Origin of the sequence: Bradyrhizobium sp. HKCCYLRH2015 (genome assembly GCF_051168215.1) — a bacterium.
Taxonomy (GTDB): domain Bacteria; phylum Pseudomonadota; class Alphaproteobacteria; order Rhizobiales; family Xanthobacteraceae; genus Bradyrhizobium.
The window spans coordinates 321,836-340,738 of the sequence record NZ_JBNPUO010000011.1 but is presented as its reverse complement, the minus strand read 5'-3'; the positions used below and the strand labels follow the sequence as shown (position 1 = coordinate 340,738).

14 protein-coding genes are annotated in these 18,903 nt (G+C 66.8%); 5 read left to right on the top strand and 9 right to left on the bottom strand.

Going from position 1 to position 18,903, the window contains the following annotated elements; translation table 11 throughout:
* Positions 1-34: 34 nt before the first annotated feature.
* The 3 genes from ACQR1H_RS28160 to ACQR1H_RS28150 all read right to left on the bottom strand — a co-directional run bounded on the left by ACQR1H_RS28160 (position 35) and on the right by ACQR1H_RS28150 (position 2,298).
* Positions 35-415 carry a DUF3551 domain-containing protein gene (locus ACQR1H_RS28160; RefSeq protein ID WP_434848205.1) on the bottom strand — a complete coding sequence of 127 codons (381 nt, stop codon included), beginning with the start codon at positions 413-415 and terminating at the stop codon, positions 35-37.
* A 74-nt stretch (positions 416-489) separates the two neighbouring features.
* Positions 490-1,098 carry a DUF2147 domain-containing protein gene (locus tag ACQR1H_RS28155; protein WP_315804353.1) on the bottom strand — a complete coding sequence of 203 codons (609 nt, stop codon included), beginning with the start codon at positions 1,096-1,098 and terminating at the stop codon, positions 490-492.
* Positions 1,099-1,269: 171 nt separating this feature from the next.
* The gene (locus tag ACQR1H_RS28150; RefSeq protein ID WP_315804328.1) at positions 1,270-2,298 is read right to left on the bottom strand and encodes an NAD(P)/FAD-dependent oxidoreductase; all 1,029 of its coding nucleotides are present in this window, start codon (positions 2,296-2,298) and stop codon (positions 1,270-1,272) included.
* A 172-nt stretch (positions 2,299-2,470) separates the two neighbouring features.
* Here ACQR1H_RS28150 and ACQR1H_RS28145 point away from each other — a divergent pair, with 172 nt between their 5' ends.
* The gene (locus ACQR1H_RS28145; RefSeq protein ID WP_434883449.1) at positions 2,471-2,935 is read left to right on the top strand and encodes an acyl-CoA thioesterase; all 465 of its coding nucleotides are present in this window, start codon (positions 2,471-2,473) and stop codon (positions 2,933-2,935) included.
* Positions 2,936-2,985: 50 nt separating this feature from the next.
* Here the strand turns inward: ACQR1H_RS28145 and ACQR1H_RS28140 are convergent, their stop codons facing one another.
* The gene (locus tag ACQR1H_RS28140) at positions 2,986-3,306 is read right to left on the bottom strand and encodes a 2Fe-2S iron-sulfur cluster-binding protein (protein WP_315707114.1); all 321 of its coding nucleotides are present in this window, start codon (positions 3,304-3,306) and stop codon (positions 2,986-2,988) included.
* A gap of 83 nt (positions 3,307-3,389) precedes the next feature.
* Entirely contained in the window at positions 3,390-3,734 is a 345-nt protein-coding gene (locus ACQR1H_RS28135) for an Hpt domain-containing protein (RefSeq protein ID WP_315804330.1), read from the bottom strand.
* 414 nt (positions 3,735-4,148) lie between these two features.
* Here ACQR1H_RS28135 and ACQR1H_RS28130 point away from each other — a divergent pair, with 414 nt between their 5' ends.
* Positions 4,149-9,761: a methyl-accepting chemotaxis protein gene (locus ACQR1H_RS28130; protein WP_434908520.1), complete on the top strand. Its 5,613-nt coding sequence runs from the start codon at positions 4,149-4,151 to the stop codon at positions 9,759-9,761.
* Positions 9,762-10,070: 309 nt separating this feature from the next.
* Here ACQR1H_RS28130 and ACQR1H_RS28125 read toward each other — a convergent pair whose 3' ends face one another.
* From ACQR1H_RS28125 to ACQR1H_RS28115, 3 genes are all read right to left on the bottom strand, one after another.
* Entirely contained in the window at positions 10,071-10,943 is an 873-nt protein-coding gene (locus ACQR1H_RS28125; protein WP_315804332.1) for an MlaD family protein, read from the bottom strand.
* 151 nt (positions 10,944-11,094) lie between these two features.
* A complete protein-coding gene (locus ACQR1H_RS28120) occupies positions 11,095-11,865 on the bottom strand; it encodes an ABC transporter ATP-binding protein (protein WP_315804333.1) in 771 nt (256 codons plus the stop codon).
* Between the two features lie 6 nt (positions 11,866-11,871).
* The gene (locus tag ACQR1H_RS28115) at positions 11,872-13,005 is read right to left on the bottom strand and encodes an ABC transporter permease (RefSeq protein WP_316216886.1); all 1,134 of its coding nucleotides are present in this window, start codon (positions 13,003-13,005) and stop codon (positions 11,872-11,874) included.
* Positions 13,006-13,163: 158 nt separating this feature from the next.
* Here ACQR1H_RS28115 and dgcA point away from each other — a divergent pair, with 158 nt between their 5' ends.
* Positions 13,164-14,159, top strand: a complete 996-nt coding sequence (dgcA, locus tag ACQR1H_RS28110; protein ID WP_316239272.1) for an N-acetyl-D-Glu racemase DgcA — start codon at positions 13,164-13,166, stop codon at positions 14,157-14,159.
* On the opposite strand, the gene ACQR1H_RS28105 is transcribed toward dgcA, so the two are convergent.
* Positions 14,141-15,328, bottom strand: a complete 1,188-nt coding sequence (locus tag ACQR1H_RS28105) for an MFS transporter (protein WP_315804335.1) — start codon at positions 15,326-15,328, stop codon at positions 14,141-14,143. The two genes, dgcA and ACQR1H_RS28105, sit on opposite strands and share 19 nt — an antisense overlap.
* Before the next feature lie 75 nt (positions 15,329-15,403).
* On the opposite strand from ACQR1H_RS28105, the gene ACQR1H_RS28100 reads away from it, so the two are divergent.
* Entirely contained in the window at positions 15,404-17,023 is a 1,620-nt protein-coding gene (locus ACQR1H_RS28100) for a hypothetical protein (protein ID WP_316182976.1), read from the top strand.
* 153 nt (positions 17,024-17,176) lie between these two features.
* Positions 17,177-18,895 carry a caspase family protein gene (locus ACQR1H_RS28095; RefSeq protein ID WP_434908519.1) on the top strand — a complete coding sequence of 573 codons (1,719 nt, stop codon included), beginning with the start codon at positions 17,177-17,179 and terminating at the stop codon, positions 18,893-18,895.
* Positions 18,896-18,903: the final 8 nt, after the last annotated feature.

Sequence of the window (18,903 nt, the reverse complement as noted above, 5' to 3'; positions counted from 1 at the left end):
GGAGAGCTGGGCCGCCCCCTCGACGTCCCAACGCTCAGCGCGCAAGTCGGCGGCGACCACCGCCAAGCGATCCTGATTGTCGTTGTGCCCAATATGGGTTGTTCACGCACATGGCCGCGAGACCCCAGCCTGCCCTTCGACACTGATCCCAGGATGTATAGGTGCATTCGAAAGAGGTGCTACCACCCCATTCCCACTTTTGTAGGCAGACAGGATAATTGGAATCATGGGTTTGAGCAGCGGCGATCGGGATCATGGAGATGGCCGCGCTCCCCGCGATTATCCAACGCAGCATCAGCATCGCTCCCTCGTCGAATTCCGACCGCTGCGGCCAATGGCCCGCACAACCACCGGCAAGCAACGCTCGGATGATCATGGAGACCTTGTCGTCGACCACGCGCTTGATCTGGATCAAGCTCTTCGCCGACGCGGTGTCCGAGATGGCGCTCCCTTGTCGGCCCGGAGCGACGGTCGTAGTTCGGAAGCCGTCTACTTGATTGCAGCCGGCTTCTTCATCATCGGCGGCGCCTGCTTGGTGGCAGGGCCTGTTGCCGTCGTCGCTTGCGAGGGCAGATATTTGGCGAGGATCGCCGGATCGATCTGCGCCATGTTGCTGTCCGGCAGGCGGGTCCAGGTCTCGTCCTTGCCGAACAGCGAGATGCCGAGATAGCCGTGCAGGATCAGCGACTGCCCATCCGGAGTGACCCGCATGTTGGCCTTCCAGATGTTGCCGTCGCGCGGGTTGAGCACGTTGCCGCCTTCGTATTTCAGCCCCTCGCGCTTCATGTCACGCACGAAGGAGATGCCGAGCACCGGCGCATTCTTGCGGTCATCGCTGCACTTCGAACAGACCTCGTTCGGATTGTCGCCGGGACGCGGAAACGTCTTGGCGATCACGCCCTCGAACACGCCGTCGTGGTCGATGAAGAGAAACCAGCCGACGGGCCTGCCATCCTCCACCTTCTGCCACAGACCGGCCGCGGTCGGCTCAGCCGCGAGCGCAGGCCGCGTCAGCAGAGCACCGGCAACAACGAGCGCGCCGATCGCGAGCTTCGTCACACCAGGCACCAGCCGAAGTCGGGGAAACGCATTGCGCATCATCATCTCACCTTGACCAAGTCACAAAATGAATGGCCGCATAGTACGGCCGTTTCGTGCATCCTTCCAGCCCATAACAGGTCTGGCGCGCCGGTGAAACCGGCACGCGCAGGAAACATTTCTTCACATTTGAGTTGGTCCGGCGGTGCCGGGTTCCACTGTGCGAACGAATTAGTTGACGCCGAGCTTCTTCTGCAGGCTCGACGACGACGTCGTGTACTGGAACACCAGCCGCTTCTCCGGATACACGTAGCGGTGCGCCTTCTGCGCCATCAGCGCGCCCTCGTGGAAGCCGCACAGGATCAGCTTGATCTTGCCGGGATAGGTATTGATGTCGCCGATCGCGAAGATGCCGGGCACCGAGGTCTCGAACGCCGACGTCTCGACCGGAATGAGATTGTGCTCGAGCGCGAGGCCCCACTCGGCGACCGGGCCGAGCTTCATCGTCAGGCCGAAGAACGGCAGCATCATCTCGCACGGCACGGTCTCGACCGCATTGTCGTTGCCCTTGATGGTGGCCGCGGAAAGCTGACCGTTCGCACCTTCGAGCGCGGTCACCTGACCGATGCGCAGATCCATCTTGCCGCTCGCGACCAGCGCGCGCATCTGCTCGACGCTGTGCGGCGCGGCACGGAAGTCGTCGCGGCGATGGACGAGCGTGATGCGCTTGGCAAGGGGATGCAGATTGAGCGTCCAGTCGAGCGCGGAATCGCCGCCGCCGACGATGACGACATGCTTGTCGCGGAACTGCTCCATCTTGCGCACGGCATAAAATACCGAGGTGCCTTCGTAGGCCTCGATGCCCGGCACCGGCGGACGCTTGGGCTGGAACGAGCCGCCGCCGGCGGCGATCACCACGACCTTGCACTCGAACACCTTGCCGGCATCGGTGGTGACGCGAAAACCGGGATCGCCGATCTTCTCGACCTTCTCGACCATCTCGCCGAGATGGAAGGTCGGACTGAACGGCTTGATCTGCTCCATCAATTGATCGGTGAGGCCCTGCCCCGTCACCATCGGCACGCCGGGAATGTCGTAGATCGGCTTCTCCGGATACAGCTCGGCGCATTGGCCGCCGACCTTATCGAGGATGTCGATCAGATGCGCCTTGATGTCGAGCAGCCCCAGTTCAAAAACGGCAAACAGTCCGCAAGGGCCCGCGCCAATGATCAGCACATCGGTCTTGATCGCTTCGCTCATGTCGCTCTTCTCGTTGGAGGCGCCGCTCGACGGAGGGCGGCAGATGGCGGTTCCGAATTTGTAGCCAACGGGCTGGTCGCAGGGAAGGCACAAAAGCCGCCCTCCGCTCGCGCGGCTTGCAGCGGCGGGCTTAGCCGGGTTTGAAGGGGACATGAATGATGGAGATCAATCGGTGACAGAGACGGCCCGTCGCGACCACGCGCCACGCCTGGAGGACTTTCCCTACCGCCTCACGGACAATGTCCGCTTCGGCGACCTCGACCCCAACCAGCACGTTAACAACGCAGTCTACGCGACCTATTTCGAGACCGGCCGGGTGACCCTGATGAAGGACCCGCGGCACGGCCTCGGCCAAGAGGGGCTGGCCTGGATCATGGTGCGACTCGACATGCATTTCCGGGCCGAGCTGCGCTGGCCGGGCACAATCGAGCTGGGACTGGGGGTCGTGAGGCTGGGGCGCACGTCGGTGACATCAGAGCAGGTCGTATTCTCGGACGGGCGCTGCGTGGCGTCGGCCACCGCGGTCATGGTCCTGATCGACGAAGTGACGCGCAAGCCGGCGCCGCTGACGCCGAATCTCATTGCTGCGCTCCAGCCCTGGGTCCGCCGCGGCGTGACGATCGCGCCGCCGGCATAGGCCTGGCGGCGATCATCGGAGGCGCGGCGACGAGGGCGCGAGGCGAACGGTCAGGCCTGACGCTCGGGGGTGGAGACGACGAGGCCGTCGAGCTCGTCGGAGACCTTGATCTGGCAGGAAAGACGGGAATTCGGCCGGACATCGTAGCCGAAATCGAGCATGTCCTCTTCCATCGGGGTCGGCGGGCCGACCTTCTCGCGCCAGGCTTCGTCGACATAGACATGGCAGGTCGCGCAGGCGCAGGCGCCGCCACATTCGGCCTCGATGCCGGGAATGGCATTGCGGATCGCCGCTTCCATCACGGTCGCGCCGTTCTCGATCTCAACGGTTCGGGATTCGCCGGTATGGTCGACAAAGGTGATCTTGGCCATGTGTGCTCGTGCTGCGCAGGAAATGAGGTCGGGCTGTCCTATAACGGACCGCTCCGCTCCGCGCTAGTGCTGCCGCCGGCCGCTCAGGCCGCGCCGAGCATCTCCGAAATCGCCGCGCGGGCCTGCGCGATCGCCGTGCCGAGCCAGGCCAGCGCATCGGCCGGATCGCCCGCCCGCAGCGCCGCTTCGAGCCCTTCCGCCGCATCGGCAACGTCGAGCGCGCCGACGGCGCGGGCCGAGCCCTTCAGCGTGTGGGCGACGGTGGCGGCATCCTCGGGCATCACCTGCAACCGCTCCAGCAGGCGGACGGCCTGGCTGGAGAACATGGCGAGCACCTCGCGCTCGAGCGCGCTGTCGCCGAGCGTCATCCGGCGCAGCAGGTCCAGGCTGATCGGCCCGTCATCGGGAACCAGCGGGGGCGAGGGCATCCATTCGATCCGTGAAAGGTCGGGAATCATGGCGGCAATCCGGTCCGGCGGGCGCGCCGCGCGCGCCTGTGGTAAGCCAAGCACGACAATGGTTAATGCATTGTTACCGGCCCAATTGCCGCGGGTTTGCCGCGATTTGGGCCCGGCTCTGCCCCAATCGCGGCAGAAACGGGAATTCGCAGAACTTCTAAAGTGTTAACGGCGGCTGCTGTTAACGATGATTAAGAATCTCTTAACCACGGCCATTTCTTTCAACAGGCACAGCCAATAGGATGATGCCCGGATGGAGTGGGTCACCTGGCGGAATTTGCCACCCCTGGTGCCTGCGAGGGATGACGTCCGGTTCGAGCGTTGCGAGAGGGCACTCGTACGCGGCTCGCCGGATCGAAATTAAGACGAGGGCTCGGACTCAACATGGCGAACACTCCGAAAAAGGTCAAAGACCCGACTGAAGTTGCGCTGTCCGCCATTCAGGAGGCTTTGAACATCAGCGATTCGTCCGCGCCCACGGACTCGCAGAGCTCGGTCCACGCTGACGGAGCCCCGCCGGTCATGCCGAACGGCGTGTCGAGCCTGGATTCGTTCGACTCCCGTCCGGGCATCGATCGCAGCAGCCTTGACGAGATCGAGCCGCCGCCGCTCGCCGCGCGCCGTCCGGCCAATGACGACCGCGAAACCATCGGCCAGTTGCTGCAGGCGATCCAGAAGGGCCGCCCGTCGCGCGGCGTCTACACGCTGGCAACCGCCTTTGCAGGCATCTGGATCGTCGGCTGCGTGCTGCTGACCATCGGTTTCCTGCCCGCCTTGCAGGCCTTGATCGGCCAGAGCGGCGGCGTGCTGGTGCTCGCCGGCCTCGCCGCGGTGTTCTTCGCACCCGTTCTGCTGTTCTATTTCCTCGCGAGCCTCGCCTGGCGCGGCCAGGAGCTGCGCATGATCGCGCAGTCGATGGCGCAGGTGGCGATCCGCTTCTCCGAGCCGGAGGGCGCCGTCAGCGATTCGATCGTGACCGTCGGCCAGGCCATCCGCCGCGAGGTCGCGGCGATGGGCGACGGCGTCGAGCGCGCGATCGCGCGCGCGGGCGAGCTCGAGATGCTGGTCGCCAACGAGGTCGCGGCCCTCGAGCGCGCCTACAGCGACAACGAGGTCCGCATCCGCGCCCTGCTGCAGGACATCGCCCACCAGCGCGACAACCTCGTCGGCCAGGCCGAGCAGGTCCGCAGCGCCATCTCGGGCGTCCAGATCGACCTTCGCCACGACATCGCGCTGATCTCGGACGCCATCGCCTCGCGGGTCGACGAGGTCGCCAAGAGCATCACCGGCGCGCTGGAAGAGCGCGGCGCCCACATCACGGCCGCGCTCGGCAACGCCGGCGACAACATGATCCTCGCGCTCGGCGAGCGCGGTGGCGATCTGCTCGACCGGCTCGAAGAGGCCAGCGCCGAGACCACCCGCGCCGTGCTCGACGCCTCGGAGCGGCTCACCACCAGCCTCAATTTCAAGACCGGCCACGTCCACGACGAGTTCGCCGACCTGTCGGACCGAGTCCACGAGATGCTCAACGAGCGCATCGACCGCATCACCGGCGAGTTCGAGCAGCGCACGGCGGCCATCGTCGACGGCATTTCGGTGCGCACCGAGCAGCTCCACGACCAGCTCAAGGCATCCGGCGAGTCCCTCCTGCTGGAGCTCGAGCTGCGCAGCGGCGATCTCGTCACCAAGATCGACGAGGCGAGCCAGCGCATGTCCGGCCACATCGTCACGTCGGGCGAGAAAGCAAGCGAGTCGCTCGATGCGACCGTCAATTCGCTGGTCGCCAAGGTCGTCAGCCAGACCGAGAGCACCCACGACACGCTGTCGATCCAGATCAGTGCCTTCGACGAACTGGTCAAGAACCAGGGCACCGAGCTCGCTGAGCGCTTCGCGCGCGACAGCTCGACGCTGGGCGCGCTGATCACCCGGCACATCACCGAGTTCGACCGCACGGTGAAGACCTATGGCGGCGAGATCGTCGAGCGCATGGGCCAGCGGACCCAGGAAATCTCTGACAATCTCAAGTCCTATGTCGACACGTTCGATACGCGGCTGTCGTCCAACAGCGGCGAGATCACGGCGACGCTGGACCAGCGGCTGAACCAGTTCGAGACCAATCTGCAGGCCCGCATCACCACCCTCGACACCTCGCTCGATGCAAAGATCAAGACCTTCGACGATAGCGTCGAGGGCCGCCTCAAGTCGCTCGAGGAGAACTTCGACACCCGCGCGACCTCCGTCACGTCGACGATCGAGGGCCGTCTCGGCACGCTGTCGAATTCGCTGACCGACGGCGCGGCACAGGTGCTGCACGCGATCGACTCCCGGCTCACCGTTCTGACGACCTCGCTGACCGACGGTTCGGCGCAGGCGATCCAGTCGATCGATTCCCGCCTCAACATTCTCACCTCCTCGCTGACCGACGGCACCGACAAGGCGCTCGAAGCGATCGATCAGCGCATCCACAGCCTGTCGAACATCATCGACGGCCGCAGCTACGAGCTGACCGAAGCCGTCACCGCACGCTTCCAGGACATCCATCAGGGCATCGAGACCCGCGTCGGCTCGATCGCCAAGGACATCGACCAGCGCGTCTCGCAGTTCGAAGACCTGCTCGGCTCGCGCGTCGAGGCCGTGGCCGGCCGCATCGAGAGCAGCGGCCGCCAGGCGAGCGACGAACTGATGACCCGCGCCGAGCTGCTGTCCGCCAGCATCAAGTCGCATGTGGAAGATGCGGAGCGGGCGCTGACCAACCTCGTGGTCAACACCAGCGAGACCATCCAGACCGGGGCCCGCTCGGCACAGCAGGCGCTGCTCAACGTCTCGACCGACGTCGGCTCGCAGCTGAAGAACACGTCCGCCGAGGTCGAGCGCTCCCTGTCGAACGCAGGCAGCGGCGCGGCCGAAGCCGTGCTGACCAGTGCGCGCGAGGCCCAGGCCGCGCTGGTCGCGGCCTCCGGCGAGACCGCCGAGCAGATCAAGTCGCTGTCGGCCGACGTCGAGCGTACGCTCACGGCGGCAGGCTCGACCACCGCAGCCTCGATCCTCGCCGGTGCGCGCGAGGCCCAGAACACGCTGGTGTCCGCCTCCTCCGATGCCGCCACCCACGTCAAGTCGCTCGCCGTCGACGTCGAGCAGGCGCTGACGGCCGCCGGCTCGGCCACGGCAGCCTCGATCCTCGCCGGTGCGCGCGAGGTCCAGAACACGCTGGTGTCCGCCTCCTCCAACGCGGCCGACCACGTGAAGTCGCTCGCAGCCGACGTGCAGCGCTCGCTGACCAGTGCCGGGACGGAAACCGCCGAAGCCATCACGGCGGGCGCTCGCGATGCCCAGCATGCCCTGCTCACGGCATCGAGCGAAGCGGCCGAACAGGTCAAGGCGCTGACCGTCGACGTCCAGCGCTCGCTGTCGATCGCGGGGACGACCACCGCGGAAACGATCACCGGCGGCGCCCGGGAAGCGCAGAACACGCTGATCAGCGCTTCGTCCGAAGCGGCCAATCACGTCAAGTCGCTGGCGGCCGACGTCGAGCGCACGCTCGCGGCGGTCGGGACCAGCACGGCCGCGGCGATCGTCGACAGCGCCCGCGACGTCCAGTCGAAGCTCGTCACCGCCTCGACGGAAGCAACCGAGCACGTCAAGTCGCTGGCCGTCGACGTCGAGCGGACGCTGTCGTCCGTCGGCGCCGATACCGCGACCTCGATCCTCAACAGCGCGCGCCAGGCGCAGATGTCGCTGACCGCCACGTCGGCCGACACCGCGGCCACCCTGGTCGGCAGCGCACGCGAAGCCCAGGCGGTGCTGACGACGACCACGACCGAGACGGTCGCGGTGATCGTCGGCGGCGCGCGCGAGGCGCAGAACCTGCTGACGGCCACCTCCACCGACACCGCGGGCCAGCTCAAGGCGATGTCGTCGGAGATCGAGCGCGTCATCAATTCCGTCGCGGCGAACACCACCGACGCGATCCAGAGCAGCGCGCTCAATGCGCAGAGCGCGCTCGTCGCCGCCTCCAACGAGGTCTCCACGCGGGTCAAGTCGACCTCGACCGAGATCGAGCGCTCGGTGCTCGCCGCCGGCAACTCGTTCGGCTCGGCCATGACCGGCAAGACCGACGAGATCGTCACCTATGTGCAGCAGCAGAGCGAGCGGCTGTCGCAGATGCTCGACGGCAAGCGCGGCACCCTGGTCGAGGCGCTCAACTCGAAGACCAACCAGCTCACGATCGAGATCGATCGCGTCACCACCGACGCGCTGAAGGCGATCGAGGTGCGCGGCCAGAACTTCGCCCAGAGCGTCAATGGCAACGGCTCCGAGGTCGCCCGCACCATCACCTCGGCGGGCGAGCTTGCGACCACCGCGATCACCAAGTCGCTCAAGGAGCTGGAGCAGGCCTCGCGCGCGGCGATCGAGCAGTCGCGCCAGGTCTCGGTGGCCGCGGTCACCGAGATGCAGGAGACGAGCAAGATCCTGCGCACCGACACGGTTGCCCTGTTCGAACGTCTGCGCGAGGGCAACATCCTGCTGCAGGAGGTCCTGACCGGCGCCCACGACAACCTCAACTCGCTGGAGCGGGCGCTGGTCACCCGGGTGGCCGACTTCGTCACCGCGATGAACGACGTCACCGCGCGCAACGGCACCGCGACGCAGACGCTCGAGGACCAGCTCAACGTGTTCAACTCCAAGACGTCGCGGGCGCTGGAGGATCTCAACTCGCTGTCCAGCCAGTTCGACGCGCATGGCAAGGCGCTGATCGAGGCGGCGGCGATCGTCGAGCAGAGCAACCGCGATGCGACCGTCTCGATCTCGGATCGCAAGACCACGCTGGAATCGCTGGTCACCACCATCGATCTGCGCACGGCCGATCTCGACCAGCGTCTGACCCGCTTCACCACCCTGCTCGACGAGTCCTTGGCGGCCGCCGAGGAGCGCGCCCGCGACATCGCCCGCGTCGTGGCGGAAACGGCGGGTGCCGGCTCCACCGCGCTCAGCCGCCAGTTCGAAGCCATCCGCACCAACGCCGAGGAGGAGCGCCGCCTCACCACGTCGCAGATGCAGGAGATCTACCAGCAGAGCACGCAGGAAGCCGATGCGATGTTCAAGCAGTCGGCCGAGAAGTTCGCCACGCTGGTGTCGAGCATGAAGCAGATGACCGCCGAGATGCATCGCGAGCTCGAGGCGACGCGCAACGAGCTGCGCCGCGGCGTGCTGGAGATGCCGCAGGAGGCCGCCGAGAGCACGGCGCAGATGCGCAAGGTCATCGTCGACCAGATCGAGGCGCTGGCCGAGCTCAACCGGATCGTCGCCCATCATGGCCGCGGCCTCGACGTGGTCAGCGCGTCGCGCCCCGCCGCGGTCGCCGCGCCCGCCGCCGTGATCCGTCAGGAAGAGCCGATCGTCGCCGCAGCCGTCGGCGGCCGGCCCGACATGCGCCTGCGCGAGCCGGCTGCGACCAGCGTCGCCAACCTGCCGCCGCCGGATCTCGGCATGCAGCCGCCGGCCCCGCCGCCGCAGCCACGCCGGGTCGAAGCGCCGCCGATGGGTCCGGTCGCCGATCAGCGCAGCGACAACTGGCTGTCCGACCTGCTCAACCGGGCCGACAACAGCACCGCCGGCCAGCCGCAGCCTCCGCGTGGCCGCGGTCCGGCGCAGCAGTCGGGCAATCCACTGGAGTCGCTGTCGCTCGACATCGCCCGGCTGATGGACCGCAATCTCGCGGCAGAGATGTGGGACCGCTACCAGCGCGGCGAGACCAAGGCGTTCTCCAAGCGTCTCTACACCCCGGCCGGCCAGAAGGCATTCGACGAGGTCGCCCGCAAGTACCGCGCCGACCGCACCTTCAAGCAGACGGTGGACCGCTACATCACCGAGTTCGAGCGACTGCTCGACGAGGTCGCCCGCGACGACCGCAATCCGCAGGCGCTGCGTGCCCAGCTCACCTCGGAGACCGGGCTGGTCTACACCCTGCTCGCCCACGCCGCCGGAAGGCTGGCGTGACGAAGGGGGCGAATGGCGAGTAGCCGACCAACGATCGAAAAACAAACGGAGGCCGCGAGGCCTCCGTTTTGCTTTTGCAGGTCCAGCAACGCTTTTTCCGGCTTCGCTCGTTCCCGCCCCGCTTCCGCTCAACCGGACAGGAAGGCCTGGCGCTGGGTGGCGCATCCTGCAGTCGAGGTCGCCCAGGACTCGGACGTCACGGTCCGTCAGACGAGACGACGACGCACCGACCAAGGAGCCACCAGCGGCGCGCGGCAGGAGAGCTCACGCACCCTATTCGCTATTCCCCGTTCGCTATTCGCCAAGGCCTCACCGCCGTCCGCTGGCGGAGGGCGCGGGCGCCGGCTGCGAGGCCTGGGCGTTGCTCGGGCTGGAGTTGCTGGCCCCGAACAGGACCCGGGTCGGATTGCGGTCGAAATTGTTCACGGCGCGGCTGATGTCGGACAGCGTACGCCGTCCATCGGCCATCAGCGCGCCGGAGCGCTTGTCCAGATCCTCGGCGAGCTCGCGGATCGACTTCACCGTCAGGAACAGCTCGCCGCCATCCTTGCCGCCGGCCAGCGTGTTGAGACCGAGCATCAGGGTATCGGCCTTGCCCATGATGCCGTCGACCCGGCTCATGACGCCATCGATGCGCTCGGAATTACGGGCCAGCGACTGGGTGAACACCTCGAGATTCTTGATTGAGTTCTTTACGGCGTCCTGGTTGTCGGCGACGACCTTGTTGATGTTCTGCAAGGTGGCGCGGATCGCTTCGGTCACGTCCTGCAGCCGGGTCGGATCGGCACGCAGCACCGGCACGCCATCCTCGTCGAGCGGCGGCGGCGGCGCAGCCTCCTCGCCGCCCTTCAGCGAGATCGCGGCGACGCCGGTCAGGCCCTGGAACTCGAGCCCGACCAGGGTGTCCTTGCGGATCGGCGCGTTGTTCTCGACCATCGCCAGCGCCACGACGCGGCGCGGATTGTCGAGCTTGACCGAAATGACCTCGCCGACCCGGATACCATTGAAGTTGACGCTGCCGCCGTTGCGCAGACCCGCGGCCGGCCCCTCGAACACGACCCGCAGCGGGCTGCGCTGCTTGGTCGTGTGCAGGCTCTGAAACCAGAGGACAAACCCGATCGCCGCGGCAATCACTGCCAGCGTGAACGACCCGATCAGGACGTAATTCGCCCGCGTTTCCATTACCAACTCCGGTACCGGCACGTCACGGCGGTCATCCAGCCCCCGCTTCCGCGCACTGTCGGTTGGCGCCGGACAGCGGCACCCACCCCATCAACTTTGTCGCGGCAGTCCCCACTCCCGCTCACAAAAATCGTCCCTGGGGCGCGTCGCGCTACCCCATCACGGCTCGGGCACGCTTGCCGTGGAAATACTGTCGGAGCCACGGATGTTCCGAGGCCTGCATGTCGGCCATCGATCCCGCGGCGATAATCTTGCCGTCGCCCAGCACGGCGATGCGGTCGCACGCCGTATACAGGCTGTCGAGATCATGGGTTACCATGAAAACCGTCAGTCCCAAAGTGCGCTGCAGGGTCCGGACGAGCTCGTCGAAATCGCCGGCGCCGATCGGGTCGAGTCCCGAGGTCGGCTCATCGAGGAACACCAGTTCCGGATCGAGCGCGAGCGCGCGTGCCAGCGCGACCCGCTTGATCATGCCCCCCGACAGCTCGCTCGGGAAACGATCAGCAACATCGGGCCGCAATCCGACCATCACGAGCTTTGCGATCATGATCTCGTCGAGCAGACGCTGCGAGACCTTGAGATACTCCCGGACCGGGAACTGGATGTTCTGCCGCACCGTGAGCGAGGAGAACAACGCGCCCTGTTGGAACAGCACGCCCCAGCGCCGCTCGACGGCGCGGCGGCCGGCACGATCGGCGGCGTCGAGATCGACGCCGAACACCTCGATGTTGCCCGACAGCTTCGGCACCAGGCCGATGATGGTGCGCGTCAGCACCGACTTGCCCGCGCCAGAGGGACCGACGAAGCCCAGGATCTCGCCGCGCTTGACGTCGAGGTCGAGCCCGTCGAGCACGCGCGTCTTGCCGAACTGCACGGTGACGTCACGCACGCGGATGATGGGATCGGAGACCTGCTGCACCATCTCAGCTCACATCCCGACCGCGGCGAAGAAGATCGCGAACACGCCGTCCATCACGATGACGAAGAAGATGCCCTTCACCACCGACGAAGTGGTGTGGCGCCCCAGCGACTCGGCGCTGCCCTGCACGGCCAGTCCTTCGACGCAGGCGACGATCCCGATCACGGCAGCCATCACCGGCGCCTTGAGCAGGCCAACCTTGAAATGATCGATCGAGATCGCATCGCGCAGGCGCAGCAGGAAGGCCTCGGGATCGACGCCGCCATAAAACCAGGCCACCAGCCCGCCGCCATAGAGCGCGGCGATGTCGCCGAGGAAGGCCAGGATCGGCAGCGCGATCACCAGCGCCAGCATGCGCGGCAGGATCAGGACCTCGATCGGATCGAAGCCCATGGTGCGCAGCGCGTCGATCTCCTCGCGCATCTTCATCGAGCCGAGCTCGGCCGTGTAGGCGCTGCCCGACCGGCCGGCGATCATGATCGCCACAAGCAGCACGCCGATCTCGCGCAGCACCAGCACGCCGAGCATGTCGACGACGAAGATGTCGGCGCCGAACCTTCGGAAATGGAAGATGCCCTGCTGAGCGATGATGCAGCCGATCAGGAAGGTGATCAGCACGATGATCGGCACCGCACGCCAGCACACCTGCTCGAGATGATGAATGGTCGAGGTCAGTCGGAAGCTGCGGGGATGAATGAGGACCCGGCCGCTGGCGACGATCACGGCGCCGAGCATGTCGACGAGTGCGGCGACCGTGCCGAAGATGCCGGCGACACTGAGACCGATCTGGCCGAGCATGCCGGTGATGGTCACCATCGTCGCGTCGCCATTGGGCGCGGTGCTGACGCGGCGAACCTCGTCGACCAGGCTGGCGTAGTTCGCAGAGAGCCCATCGATCCGGACCTCGACGGTTCCGGTCGTGAAGCTGCGGCGCAGCCGCTCGATCAGCCAGGCGCCGAACGTGTCGAGCTTGGACACCTGGGAGACGTCGATGGAGACATCGATCTTCTTGCCGGCGAGCTTTTCGGCATCGGCGACGAGCCGTTCGAGCGACGGCGCAAAGGGCGCAGTCCAGGCGCCGGTCGCGCGCAGCGACAGCGCGTTGCCATCGCCGCTGCGCTGCAGATCAGGGCCGCCCTTCACGACGGCCATCCTCGGAGCCTTGGACGTCCGCTCCTTGACGAGAAAAATCCCACCGCGTCGCTACCACCTTGCCGGAGACCACTATCAACAGCCATAGTCGGTCACATCGCGCAAGTCCCAAGCGCCTCATTCCGGTTCACAAAGCGCCAGACTTTCAAATGACTTCCAACGGTTTTCCAATACTGGACGCCCGGATCGGCCACTGGCCGATCGCCGGCAGCTTCACGATCAGCCGCGGCGTCAAGACCGAAGCCGTGACAGTGATCGCGGAGCTGCGACACGGGACGATGGTTGGCCACGGCGAATGCGTGCCCTATCCGCGTTATGGCGAAACGCCCGATGCGGCGCTGAGCGCCCTGCTCGCGATGCGCGATGCGATCGCCTCTGGTCTCGACCGCAACGCCCTGCAGACGGCGATGCCGCCGGGCGCGGCGCGCAATGCGCTCGATTGCGCGCTGCTCGACCTCGAAGCCAAACGAAACGGCCGGCGCATCTGGGACCTGCTCGGACGCCGCGCACCGGCGCCGTGCGTCACGGCCTACACGATTTCGCTCGGGACCCCCGATGTGATGGCCAAAGCTGCGGCCAAGGCCGCGCACCGCCCGCTGCTCAAGATCAAGCTCGGCGGCGACGGCGATCCGGCGCGGATTGCAGCCGTGCGAGCCGCGGCGCCGCAGTCACAACTGATCGTCGACGCCAACGAGGCCTGGACCGAGGCCGTCCTGGAATCCAATCTCGCAGCCTGCGCCGCCGCCGGCGTCACGCTGGTCGAGCAGCCGCTGCCCGCAGGCAACGACGAAGCGCTCGGAAGGATCGCGCGCCCGCTCGCCGTCTGCGCCGACGAGAGCGTGCACGACCGCAGCTCGCTGGACGCGCTGCGTGGGCGCTACGACGCCGTCAACATCAAGCTCGACAAGACCGGAGGACTCACCGAGGCGCTTGCCATGGCCGATGCCGCGCGCGCGCTCGGCTTCGACATCATGGTCGGCTGCATGGTGGCGACGTCGCTGTCGATGGCGCCGGCCATGCTGCTGACGCCGTTCGCCCGTTTCGTCGATCTGGACGGACCGCTGCTGCTCGCCGAGGATTGCGAGCACGGCCTGCACTACGAGGACAGCCTGGTCTATCCGCCCGATCAGGCGTTGTGGGGCTGAAGCGAGACGCCGCGGCGCGCGAGCCACATCAGCGCGCCGCCCGCTCCGGCCATCGCAGCCATCACGTAGTAGACGCCGGGGCCATAGGCCGCATAGACCGGCCCCGAGAGGGCCGACGCCGCCGAGCCGACCACGCCGCTGGCGGCGGCATAATAGCCCTGCCCGCGCGCGGTCAGATGCGCCGGCACCTGGCGCACCAGCAGCCCCATGGTTCCGACCAGCGTCAGCCCGAAAGTGAAGCCATGGCTGATCTGGACCGCCGCGAGCCCCGCCGCATGCGGCTCCTGCGCCGTGAGGCTCCAGCGCAGCACGGCCGCCATCGCACCGATCATGACCAGGCTGGCGGGCGCCAGCGTGAACCGTGGCGACAGGGCAAACACGACGATCTCGGCGAGCACGCCCATGGTCCAGAGCCAAGCGATGGTCAGCCCGCTGAAGCCCTGCGCCTTCCACTCGATGGCGGAGAACGTGTAGTAGGCCGCATGGCTGGCCTGAATCAGCGCCGAAGCTGCGATGATGCAGAGGAAGCTCGGATTGCCCAGCAGACTGCGGCCGTCCCGGGACGGGCCGGCGCCTTGCGGCAAGGGCGGCAGCGCCTGCAGCAGCAGGCTGCTTGCCGCACCGCACAGCGCAACCGAGACGATGATCCAGATCAGCTCGGACGACGGCGCGAGATCGGCCAGCCCGCCGCACAGCAGCGTTCCAGCGATGAAGGCCGCCGATCCCCACAGCCGCAGGCGACCGTAGTTCAGGCCATAGCTCATCACGCCACGAAGCGCATAGGCGTCCGTCAGCGGGACAACGGGTGTCCATAGGCAGCAGGTCGCCACGTAGACCAGGAATACCAGCCAGGGTTCGCGCTGGAAGGCAAGAACCACAAAGCCCGATGCCGTTGCGAAGGTGGCCAGCCCCATCGCGGTGCGCAGGGCCTGCCGGCGCTCGGCGACCGCAGTGATCAGCGGCAGGACGGTGAAGCGGGTTACGGCGGGAACCGCAATGATGACGCCAATCCATGCGGCATCCAGCCCGATCGCCCGTAGCCATACGGGAAAGAACGGCAGATGCGTGCCCGACAGCATGAACACCGCGCCATAGAACAGCCCCAACCTGTCCGCGAATCGGCGCGACAATACCGGCGATGTGGTGGAGATTTGTCGGGACAGTGGCATCAATTCAATTGCGATTCGATCAATATCATGGTGATCGTTATGCCAACGCGCAGCAATGTGCGCGATAGGTTTGCCATGGTCGATGAAGTCTTCGCCCTCTCGCCGATATCCGCCCGTGCGGCTCAGCCGAACGAGGCCGATTACGAGGCGATCCGCGACGCCTTCATGGAGACGTCCCGAGGCCGCTGGTTCCTCGGTGAATATGCCAAGCGCAACCGCAATGCTGACACCAGCATGGTGCTCGACGCCGTCGCCCGCATCGAGCACGCTCTTGCCTCGCAGCGTCAGCAGCAGCAGGAATTCGAGCAGGCGGACAGCAAGGCGCTGCCCGAAGCGCTCGCCGCGATCCGCGCCACGGTCGAAGACGCCGCATTGGCCGCCGCCTCTGCGGTCGACCGCATGGCCCTCGAGCAGAACCTGGCGCCGGTGCGCAAGGGCATCCGAATCATCAAGGAGATTTCCTGGCGCTGGCGCGAGATCGGCGCCGATTCCCGGATCTGTGACCTGATCGATTCGCAGGTGACATCGATCGAGGCCGCCTGCGATCAGCTTGCGAGCGCCGACCCCAAGGTCGCGCTGCTTGCGGCGTTCGAGATCATCAAGACGCGGCTGAAGGAGCTCGAGGCGGAGAAAGCGAGCGTTCCGCCTGCGGCCGACGAGATCAGTCCGGCGGCCGAGGCCGCCGCTTCGCCAGCGCCTGATGTCGCATCAAGTCCGTCCGCCGAGATGGTGGTCTCGGAGCCGGAGCCTGCACCGGAACAGAGCGAGGCGTCCCAGGCAGCGCTCGAGATCGCCATTCCGCTCGTTGCGGCGGTGGCCGCGATGGAAGTGGTTGAGACCTCCTCGGCTGATGACGCTGTGATCGTGGCGGCCGCAGCAGTCGACGCCAGGATCGTTGACGCCGAAACTGCGGCAGTGGTGCAGCCCCCGGAAGCTGCGACGGAGCCGTCGGTGGACGAAGCCCTGCTCGAGATCGAGCAGCACGCCGCGGCGGCCCTGGATGACGCCGCCGCCGCAGAAGCCGAAGACGAAGCTATTCTGGAATTGGTCGCGGCGGAGATGGGTGTCCTCGACCCGATCGACGACGAGGAGTTCAGCCGGGTCAGGACGCTCGGCTTCGACATTGAGGAGCCGACCTCGGTCGACGACGACATCGTCGCGAGCTTCAGCGAGACAGCGCCGTCGGAGCCGGATCTCGTGCTGACCACGGCAGAAGCCCCGGTTGCCACGGCGGCGCCGGCTCCGGCTGCGCCCACGATGCCTGCCCCGCCGGTGTCTGCCCCGCCGGTGTCTGCCCCGTCGATGTCTGCCCCTCCGATGCCGGCCCCGCCCACGGCGGCCCCGCGCATGGCATCGCCTCCAGTCCCGGCGCCAATCCCCAGCGCGCCCGTATCGCCACCGCTTCCGGAGGCGATCACCATCGAGACCCTGGCCGCCGTGGCGGCTGCGGTCGCAGCTCAATCTCCCGCAGCGGCCCCGCAGGCCGACGTTGCGCCGAGCCAGCAGGTCCGCCCGACCGCTGCCGCGGCTCACAGCACCAGCGCATCCGCGATGCCCAAGCCTGCCTACGAGCCGTCGCTGGGATCGACACTCCTGTCGAACGGCCTTCTGCAGCGGCCACAGGCGCCCGCCAATGACTCGCTGGCACCGATCCGTCGCATGACCCAGCCTGAGAAGATCGCATTCTTCTCGTAGGCCGAGAGCATCTCGGCCACCTCCTGTTGAACCTCGATCACTGAGCACCAAGGGTGCCGCGTTGATGGGTGACGCGGATCACGTACGCCACTGCGTGATCTGCGTAGCCTGCTTCTCAAGCCATTCGCTTTGCGCATGCTTGAGGAGAACGCCGTGTCCGTTCCGAAATTTCGCGCTGTAACGTCCGCCTGGAAATCCCTGCTCATGTCCGCGCTGCTGGGCCTGATGGCCTGGGTCGGCCCGGGCTCGGCGTTCGCCGCCGGCAGTGAGCTCGACACCCTTCACACGCCACCGCGCGCGCTGGCAGCTCCCTCACCGGCAAGGGAGAGCAACACGCTCGCCGCGATCCCTCAAGGAGCCGAGCCACGCGTCGCGCTCGTGATCGGCAATGCGAGCTATCAGAACGCGCCGCCGCTGGAGAACCCGGACAACGACGCCCATGCTGTTGCCAAGCTGTTGAACTCGGCCGGCTTCGAGGTGATCACGGCGACCGACCTGACGCAGAACGAGATGCTCAAGGTCGTGGAGGATTTTTCGAGCCGGGTGGCAGCACACGGCCCGAATACCGTGGCAATGGTCTACTACGCCGGCCATGGGGTTCAGCTCGCGGGCGAGAACTATCTGATCCCGATCGATGCCCGCATCTCGGCGCCCTCCGACCTGACGACGGGGACCATCCGGCTGGTGGATCTGATGGCGACGCTCGACGCCATCCCGAGCCGCATGCGGATCGTCGTACTGGACGCCTGCCGCAACAATCCATTCCCTGCCATCAACGATGCCGGACGCGGACTTGCCATCGTCGACGCGCCGAACGGCTCCATCCTCGGATACTCGACCTCGCCCGGCGCGGAGGCGCTCGACGGCCGCGGCGAGCACAGCCCTTATGCGCAGGCCTTCCTCAACCTCGCGCGACAGCCGAACCTGCCGATCGAGCAATTGTTCAAGCGCATCCGTCTGCAGGTCAACCAGACCACCGACGGCCGGCAGACGCCGTGGGAAAGCTCTTCGCTCACCGGCGATTTCACCTTCTTCGGGGATACGCTGGTCGCGGCCGCGCGCCCTGCCGAGAATGCGCCGGTGATCCAGATGGCGGCCAACCTGCCCAGCCGGTCCGTGCGGCAGGCCTATGACTACGTGCTGTCGGAGAACCGTCCGCAATATTATCGCGAGTTCATCGCGATGTATCCGCGCGATCCGCTCGCCGACCGCATCCGCGCCCTGCTCGCCGGCCTCGTGCAGGCCGCGGCGTGGCACGAGGCCGTACTGGCGAATTCGCCGGCCGCCTATCGGAGCTTCCGTGAATCCTATGCCGACAGTCCATATGCGCCGGTCGCGCTGCGGCTGCAGGGACAGCCGCGGCCCATCCCCGTGCTGCAACCGAGCCGCCTCATCATGCCACCGCAACTGGCGCCGATCGCGCGACCGTTCAATCCGGGCGCCCAGATCCCGCAGCCGAAGCTGCCGACCACCACCATGCCGCCGCGCGGGCCGCTGCCGCCCACGGTCGTCACGAAAGGCAATGCCGTCAACAACGCGATTCCCAACAAGGTCGTCGATCCCGGGCCGATCTCTCAGACGAAATTGCGCGACAGGATCATGCCGCCGGCAAATCCGCCCGTGACTACGAAAATCCAGCGCGACCCACTGAAGCGCAGTCCTGGTCGGCCATTCGACACCCGCGAGGTCCGGCGTCCCTTCCCCGGCAATTCCGGACCGTTCAAGCCGAACATCAACGCGTCGCATCCGTCGATGGCGCGGGGTCAAGGCGGGATGCAGGGCGGCCTGACGCGGGGCGCGCCGCACGTCGCGCAGTCCGGACTGCGGATGGGTGGTGGAGGATCGGCAAGAGGCGGCCTCGGCTTTCGCTGAGGCTTGAT

Bases quoted from the DNA above. Each gene is read 5' to 3' on its own strand.
- ACQR1H_RS28100 (WP_316182976.1), top strand. From the start codon at position 15,404: ATGGTCGATGAAGTCTTCGCCCTCTCGCCGATATCCGCCCGTGCGGCT.
- ACQR1H_RS28135 (WP_315804330.1), bottom strand. From the start codon at position 3,734: ATGCCCTCGCCCCCGCTGGTTCCCGATGACGGGCCGATCAGCCTGGAC.
- ACQR1H_RS28155 (WP_315804353.1), bottom strand. From the start codon at position 1,098: ATGCGCAATGCGTTTCCCCGACTTCGGCTGGTGCCTGGTGTGACGAAG.
- dgcA (WP_316239272.1), top strand. From the start codon at position 13,164: ATGACTTCCAACGGTTTTCCAATACTGGACGCCCGGATCGGCCACTGG.
- ACQR1H_RS28125 (WP_315804332.1), bottom strand. From the start codon at position 10,943: ATGGAAACGCGGGCGAATTACGTCCTGATCGGGTCGTTCACGCTGGCA.
- ACQR1H_RS28130 (WP_434908520.1), top strand. From the start codon at position 4,149: ATGGCGAACACTCCGAAAAAGGTCAAAGACCCGACTGAAGTTGCGCTG.
- ACQR1H_RS28140 (WP_315707114.1), bottom strand. From the start codon at position 3,306: ATGGCCAAGATCACCTTTGTCGACCATACCGGCGAATCCCGAACCGTT.
- ACQR1H_RS28120 (WP_315804333.1), bottom strand. From the start codon at position 11,865: ATGGTGCAGCAGGTCTCCGATCCCATCATCCGCGTGCGTGACGTCACC.
- ACQR1H_RS28150 (WP_315804328.1), bottom strand. From the start codon at position 2,298: ATGAGCGAAGCGATCAAGACCGATGTGCTGATCATTGGCGCGGGCCCT.
- ACQR1H_RS28105 (WP_315804335.1), bottom strand. From the start codon at position 15,328: ATGCCACTGTCCCGACAAATCTCCACCACATCGCCGGTATTGTCGCGC.